4 protein-coding genes are annotated in these 7283 nt (G+C 72.6%); 2 read left to right on the top strand and 2 right to left on the bottom strand.

The window, feature by feature from the left end; translation table 11 throughout:
* Nucleotides 1–100 precede the first annotated feature (100 nt).
* Nucleotides 101–2176 carry a DUF255 domain-containing protein gene (locus D6718_00815; GenBank protein ID RMG48915.1) on the top strand — a complete coding sequence of 692 codons (2076 nt, stop codon included), beginning with the start codon at nucleotides 101–103 and terminating at the stop codon, nucleotides 2174–2176.
* A gap of 3 nt (nucleotides 2177–2179) precedes the next feature.
* Here the strand turns inward: D6718_00815 and D6718_00810 are convergent, their stop codons facing one another.
* A complete protein-coding gene (locus tag D6718_00810) occupies nucleotides 2180–3160 on the bottom strand; it encodes an HD domain-containing protein (protein RMG48914.1) in 981 nt (326 codons plus the stop codon).
* 180 nt (nucleotides 3161–3340) lie between these two features.
* On the opposite strand from D6718_00810, the gene D6718_00805 reads away from it, so the two are divergent.
* The gene (locus tag D6718_00805) at nucleotides 3341–5794 is read left to right on the top strand and encodes a S9 family peptidase (GenBank protein RMG48913.1); all 2454 of its coding nucleotides are present in this window, start codon (nucleotides 3341–3343) and stop codon (nucleotides 5792–5794) included.
* Here the strand turns inward: D6718_00805 and D6718_00800 are convergent.
* Complete coding sequence (locus D6718_00800; protein ID RMG48912.1) at nucleotides 5777–6871, bottom strand: hypothetical protein; 1095 nt, start codon at nucleotides 6869–6871, stop codon at nucleotides 5777–5779. The genes D6718_00805 and D6718_00800 overlap by 18 nt on opposite strands.
* Between the last annotated feature and the right edge of the window lie 412 nt (nucleotides 6872–7283).

The raw sequence follows: 7283 nt of genomic DNA, 5'->3' as shown, positions 1-7283 counted from the left end.
GGGATGGCTTCAACGACGTCGGGCGCCTGGACCGGGAGTTCGCCGAGCTGCGGGCCCACATCGCGGCGGCCGAGAGGCATGAGCTCGAGCTGGGAGCGAGCTGGCAGGGCGAGGACGTCTACGAGGGCCGCGGGGGCTACGACACCCGTCTCGGCGGGCCGGGATCGCCGGCCTGGACCCGGGAGGACACCCTGATCGATCGCCGGGAGTACCGGGCCGGCTACCGGTGGCGGTTCCGGCGGGGCGGCGCGCTGTCGGTGCGGCTGCTCGAATCGCGCCGCCGGCAGATCGTCATCTCGCAGCTCACCGCCGATCCGTCGAGCCCGTTCAGCGATCTGTTCCCGCGCTACCGCATCGCCGACGTCATCGACTGGGGGCAGGTGCGCTTCGACCGGCCGCTTGGACTCGCCTGGCGGATCTCGGCCGGTGTGGAGGGCGAATCGCAGCGCGTCGAGGCGGTGACGGTGGCCGACTTCACCGGATCGATCCAGGACGCCGTCGATCGGGTCAAGACGCGCTCGGTGTTCGTGAAGGCGGGGCGAAGCGCTCGCCGCTGGGATCTGGATTTCGGGCTCCGGTACGACGACGACGCCTTCTTCGGCAGCCAGCTGTCGCCGCGGGCGACGCTGCGTTGGTTCCCGGCGGAGGGCCTGACGTTGCGGGTCCTGGGGGGCCGCACCTTCCGCGTCCCTCGCCCCATCTTCAGCGAGGTCTGCTGCGGCCAGCGGTACCAGCGCAACACCTCGACGCGCGCCGAGACGGGGACCACGTACGCGCTGGAGGCGGTCTACCAGCCGTCACCGGTCCTCCGGGCGAGCGTGTACGCGTCGCGGACCGATTTCGACGACTACATCCTCCGGTGGACCGGGTTCACGACCGAGTACGTGGCGACGCTGGTCCAGACGAACGTCCCCGAGGCGAGGGCGAACACGCTGGAGCTGGCCCTCCGCTACCGGCCGGTGGACGCCCTGACGCTCGACGGGAGCATCGGCTGGCTCGACTTCCGGGCCCGCGGTCCCGCGCTGACCGAGATCGGCATCGAACTCGATCCGGTGAACTTCCCCGGCGTGAAGATCCCGTTCCCGATCCCGCCGCTCGACCGGATCCCGTTCCAGCCGGTCCGCACGGGATCGCTGGCGGCCCGGTGGACCCCTCATCGCCGCGTGACCGTCTCCGCGCAGGCGTCCTACACCGGCACGATGCTCATCCAGCGTTACGCTCCGGGCTCCTTCGTACCGGTGGCGGCCTACGTCGAGACGCCCGGCTTCTGGCAGGTGAACGTCGCGCTGGAGGCGCGGTTGAACCGGTGGCTCGTCCTCGGCGCCGGGGCGGACAACGTCACCGGCCGGCTGCAGAACGACCTGGGCGACCCGGCCACGGACTACAATTGGGGACCGCTCGCGGGCCGCTCCTGGTTCCTGAACCTCAGAGCGGAGCTCTCCCGCTGACCGAACGGAGGCGCAACGTGCCGGTACCGATCCGCGTCGCCCTCGCCGTGACCGCCGCGCTCGGTGCGTCCGGGCTGCCCGCGGGGGCGGGCTCGGAGCTCTTCCTCCACGACGCCCGCGAGGCGTTCGCGGCGGCGGAGAAGTCGGGCCGCCCGATCCTGATCGACTTCAGAACCACCTGGTGCGTCGCGTGCCGGGAGATGGACCGGTCGACCTGGCGCGACGAGGAGGTCAGAAAGCTCCTGGCCCGCTACGTGGCGCTGGAGGTGGACGGCGACCGTGACGTCAACCTCACGGCGCGCTACGGCGTGGACGCCTATCCCACCATCGTCATCGCGGCTTCCGATGGCGCGCCGATCCTTTCCCTCCTCGGCTATCAGGATGCCCCGGCGATGCGCGCTCACCTCGAGGAGGTGGCGGAGAGCTACCGCGACCTGTCGCGTTGGGCGCACGAGGCGGAGCGGAGGCGCGGCGATCCCACCGCGTTGCTTTCGCTGGCGGAATTCGCGCGCCGCCACGGGGCCTCGGATCAGGCCGAGGAACTCTACCGGCGCGTGCTGCGCCGCCGGCGCGATCTCGGCGCCGAGACGGCGGACCGCGCCAGGATCGGCCTCGCCTCCATCCTCATCGACGAGGGGGAGTGCCGCGAGGCGAGGAAACTGGCCGGCGATCTGCAGGACGGGAGCCGGGCGGAGCCGCTGCGGGAGCGGCTCGCGCGGTGCCGCTGAGGGTCACCGGACCGACGCTCTCTCCCGATCGAGCATCAGCCGGACGAACCGCTGGAGCAGTTTCTGGTCGTACTTCTGGGCGCCCTCCACGTGGAGAACCCGGAGCGCCTCGGCCCCGGTCCGGGCCTTCTGGTACGACCGGTCGGTCGTCATGGCGTCGAACGCGTCCGAGATCGACACGATCCGGACCTCCGGCGGGATCGACGGAGCGGTGCGGCCCTGGGGGTACCCGGAGCCGTCGAGTCGTTCGTGGTGCGCCTGGCAGATCTCGATCGCGAGCGAATCGGTCCAGCCCGACTCTGTCAGCACCTCGACCCCGCGCACCGGATGAGTCTTGATCAGCTCCCACTCCTCCCGGGTCAACGTCCCGGCCTTGTTGAGGAGGCTCGCCGGCAGCCCGCACTTGCCGCAGTCGTGCATCAGCGCGCCGCGGCCGATGCTCCGGAGGTCGTCGGTGTCGGAGATTCCGATGTCGCGCGCCAGGGAGGTGGCGTAGATCGCGACGTGCAGCGAGTGGGTGTAGGTGTAGTAGTCGTGCTCCATGAGCCGAACGGCGGCGGCCAGCGCCTCGGGACCGTCGATCAGCTCGGCGATCGACTCGCTCACGGCGTCCACCTGGTCCTTGACGCCGGGAGCACGCGGGTTCTCGACGATGGTCCGCATCAGGTCGCGTGCGCTGTGGACCATGATCCGCATCCGCTCGGGGAGCGGGATGGACGGGTCCCGCACGCGCGTCCTGAGCTGCCGGGCCAGGTGGTCGTTCCAGGACTCGGCGTCGCCGAACGAGATCCAAACCGACTGGACGCCGGACTCGATCAGCCGCCGCTTGTGCTCCGCCTCGAACGGAAGGCGGCTGGCCCGGTACAGAACCGGCTCGGCGTCGCCGTGCTTGAGCCAGATGTCGCAGGGAAGGAGCTGCCCCACCTCGAGCAGCTCAAGGGAAACGGGAAAGAACGTCCTGGGCCGGTCGGACGGCGCGGTCACGGTGGGGCCTCTCGTCCCTCTTCGACGCTGGGCCGTGGGACTTGACCGGCCGAACCCACGCGCGGCCGGGGGACTCGACCGAACCGACGCCCGGGCTGGGGACTTGGCCGGCCCGAACCGCCCCCCGGCGCGTAGAATCCGCCACCCGAGCGGGCGCCCGCCCGCCAGGAGGCGTCCCCGATGGGCCGACGCATCACGCCGCGCGACCTCGTCGGCCTCCGCGTCCCGGAGGATCCGGCGATCTCCCCCGACGGGGAGCGGGTGGTCTTCACCCTGACCGAGACCGACTTCGGCCGCGGCGAGATTCGGGCGCAGCTCCACGTGGCCCCGGACGGGGAGGAGAGGGAGGGCTGCCGGCAGATCACCTTCGGCCTCAGGGACTCCGGCGCGGCGGCCTGGGCGCCCGACGGCCGCTCGCTCGCGTTCGTGACGTTCCGCCCCCAGCCGCACGAGGACGAGGAGGACGACCGGCGCGAGGACGGGGGGGAGCGCTACCAGGTCTTCCTTCTTCCCTGGAACGGGGGCGAGGCGAGGCGGCTCACGGAGGCCCCCGAAGGGGTCGATCTGTTCCGGTTCTGGCCGGACGGCTCCGCGGTGGTGACCCTCGGACCGGAGCCGCGCCCGCCCGCGGTGCGGGCATGGCGGAGGCGGCGGGAGGAGAACCGCGACGATCCGCAGGTGGAGCATCGGGAGATCCCGTTCCAGGAAATCTGCCGGCATCCGCTCGATGGGGGACGGCCGGAGCGCCTTCTGGGCGGCCGCCGAGGCGTCGAGGACTTCGACGTCTCGCCGGATGGCCGCCTCCTCGCGTACGCGACCAACCACACCGGCCGGCCGGGGGACGCGGATCGAACCGAGATCGTCGTCCGCGATCTCCGGACGGGCCGCGAGCGACGCGCCTCCCGCGGGCGAGGCGGGGCCGAGACGACTCCCCGGTTCACCGCCGACGGGCGGTACCTCCTCTTCCACGGATGGGCCGATCCGTCCATCTCGTACAGCCGCCAGGAGCTGTTCGCGGTTCCGGTCGACGATCCCTCGGCCCCTCCGCGGCCGCTGCTGGAAGGGGTGGACCGCGATCTCGAGGAGTTCGTCGTCCTCCCGGACGGGCGGGCGGCAGTGCTGGTCGCATGGGGTCTCGAGTCGCGGATCATCCTCGTCGACCCCGCCACCGGCCGGTGGGAACCGCTGCCGCTGGAAGGCCGGACGATCTGGCACATCGCCGCCGCCCGAACCGACGGGCGCCTGGCTGCCGTGGTCGAGGACGGCTCGTCCCTGCCCCAGGTGGCCCGCATCGACTCGGGGACGGGAGAGATCGAGCTGCTGACGCGGCTCCACGAGGAAGCGCAGGACTGGCAGCGCGCCCGGCGCCGGCGCATCCGCTGGCGGTGCGACGGGTTCGAGCACGAGGGACTGCTCCTCCTGCCGCCCGAGCCGGGCGACCGCCCGCCGCCCGCGCTCGTGTGGATCCACGGCGGGCCGCACTGGAGGGTCCAGGACACGCTCCGGGTTTACGACGCGGAAGCGATCGCCGCCGAGGGGTTCGCCGTGTTCATGCCTCAGTACCGGGGCTCCTCGGGATACGGCTCGCGATACGCGCTGGCGTCGCGAGGCGATCTCGGGGGAGGCGACGCGCGCGACATTCTCGCCGGCGTCGAGGCGATCGTCGGCCAGCGCCTGGTGGATCCCGAGCGGCTGGCGGTGGCGGGGGCGAGCTACGGCGGTTACATGACGAACTGGTTGCTGGCCACCAGCGACCGGTTCCGGGCCGGCATCTCCATCGCCGGGATCTTCGATCTGGCCCAGGACTACACGACGTCGGAGTTCTCCTCCTGGGAGGTCCACTACCTCGGCGAGCCGCCCTGGCGCGCCGCCGATCTGTACCGCGAGCGTTCCCCCCTGACGCAGGTGGAGTCGATCACAGCCCCGGTGTTGATCCTCCACGGACTCGAGGACGACACGACCCCATTCACCAACAGCAAGGCCCTGCACCGCGCCCTGACGGCGCTGGGCCGGGAAGTCGAGCTGGTCTACTACCCGCGCGAGGGGCACGGGATCTTCGAACCGGCGCATCGGGTCGACGCGCTCCACCGCATCCTGGACTGGCTCGCGCGCCACCTTCGGGGCGAACGGGCCACCCGTGCCGCCGGTCTCGAGATCGAGGCCGGCGACGTCCGCCTCCTGTCCCTCGGACACCAGACGCGCCGGGACTACGCGGGGGTCCGTCCCCTCGAGGGGCGCATCTTCCTCGAGGTGGCTTTCGTGCTGAGGGCGGCGGAGGGCGGTCCCGAGGTGATGCGGCTCGTGCCCTGCGGGGCCGGAGCGGACGTGGTGCTGCGCGATGCGCGGGGCGACCTCTACCGGCCGGTCGGGGTGCCGGTCGAGGTCCAAGGGCAGCCGGTCCTGATGAGCGGACACGGAGAGCTGGAGGCGTGGTGCGGCGAGGAGGGGAGGCCGGCCGCCCTTCCGGTGCGGTGCGTGTTCGAGATCCCGGACGAGCCGGGGCTGTACCGGCTCGCCGTGCGCGATCTGCCGGAGGTGGTCCTCGACGTGCTGCCGGAGCCGGAAGAGGAGGGCGCGGCCGACGAGGCGCCCGCCGGGGAAGAGCCCGACGACCGGTCAACCGGATCGGGATGACCGGCGCACCGCCTCGTCGAGTGCCTGCGCGAGAAGCGCGGCCGTCGGCTCGGGCGGGCCGGGGCGCAGCCAGGCGAAGGAGGCGCCCGCGAGGCCTCGGGCGAGCTCGTCCATCAGTTTCGAAAGATCGCCCCCGAGGCGACGCATCAGCGCGCCTCCCGGCCTCCGGTTCTGCACCTCCCGCGCGAGGAGGGTGAGCGCCGCCGCGGCTCCGAGCGGTTCGAGAACCGGCCGTTCGGCCGCCGCGAAGGCCGCCTCGGCGGCCGCCCCGTACGCCACGATCCTGGGGGCGAACCGCCGGAGCAGATCCTCCAGGGCACGGGTGGCCTGCAGCCCCGGCCGAACGCGGAAGCGCACCTCGCCCGCCGTGCAGCCGGCGGGCTCGATGTGCGGCGGGTCGGAGGCCGCTCGGAGGAGTTCCTCGGCGTCCCCCGCCACCGTCACGGAGAAGAGGTAAGGACGTCTCGGATCGGGAGCACCCTCCTGCGAGAGGAGGACCACCAGCGCGGGGCGCGCCGGCGCGAGCGGTGCCACCGGCCGGACCGGCCTCGGCGGCGCGGGCTCGAGGCCCAGCCGATCCGCGATGCGGGCCGCGGCCCCGTCGCGCGCCCCGATCGCCTTGGGGAAGGGGAGCACGAGACCGTCCGCCGGATCGAGCGGGGTGAAATCGTCCGACAGCAGCCGGAGCCCGCCGGCCGCGAGGGCCAGCGCGAGCGTGGTCTTCCCGGCCCCGGACGGACCCGCGATGAGGAGAGCGCGTTCGTTCTTCGCGGCGGCTGCGGCATGGAGCACGAGGTAGCGCTCGACGCGGTCGAGGGCGGCGCGGAACAGGAGGCCGAAAGCGTGCTCCTCGACCGAAGCCCGTGGCAGCGAGAGTTCGTGCCCGTCCCAGCGGACGCGGGGCGGGTCGGCGTGGATCCGTGCGGCGAAGGTCGGTCCTTCTCCCGGCTCGCGCACGAACGGGCCGAGCCGCTCGACCACCGCGGCGTGCAGTCGGGCGTCGTCGGTGACGAAGGTCAGTTCGGCATCGAGAAAGGCCAGACCCACGGGCGGGGGCGACGGCGTGGGGGCGCTCATGGTCGGACCTCCGCCGGGGGGAGGGGCCGGCGCCGGGAGGCCCCGATGCCCGCAGCGTCGAGAGGCTATAAGATTGGCACAGGATGACCGAACCGCACCAGCCGTGCGTCGGTACGAGCGCCGGCGGCGACCGCCGGGCGCCGGGCGTCGGCTGGGGCGTGTCTCGTAAACGCCCGGTCCGCCCGCCGCGTCCGGCGGGAGCGTGCAAGCGCGCGAGCCGCCCGATCGACTCGAAGCGGCCTTCGCAGCGCCCGGGCGTCCCGGACAGCCGGCCGCGGGTCCCTTCGGCGCCCTTCGGGTGTCTTTGCGCCGCGGCGACCGGCGCGGCCGCCGTCTCCAGGAGATTACCGAGTGGCCACAAACAGCCGAAAGGTCATGCTCATCAACGTGACCCACGCCGAGGAGAGCCGCG

The organism is Acidobacteriota bacterium, assembly GCA_003696075.1.
Taxonomy (GTDB): Bacteria; Acidobacteriota; Polarisedimenticolia; order J045; family J045; genus J045.
This window is presented reverse-complemented; position numbering and strand designations above follow the sequence as displayed.

Excerpts from the sequence above, each read along its gene's own strand:
- D6718_00800 (RMG48912.1), bottom strand. The coding sequence starts at position 6,871 with ATGAGCGCCCCCACGCCGTCGCCCCCGCCCGTGGGTCTGGCCTTTCTC.
- D6718_00805 (RMG48913.1), top strand. The coding sequence starts at position 3,341 with ATGGGCCGACGCATCACGCCGCGCGACCTCGTCGGCCTCCGCGTCCCG.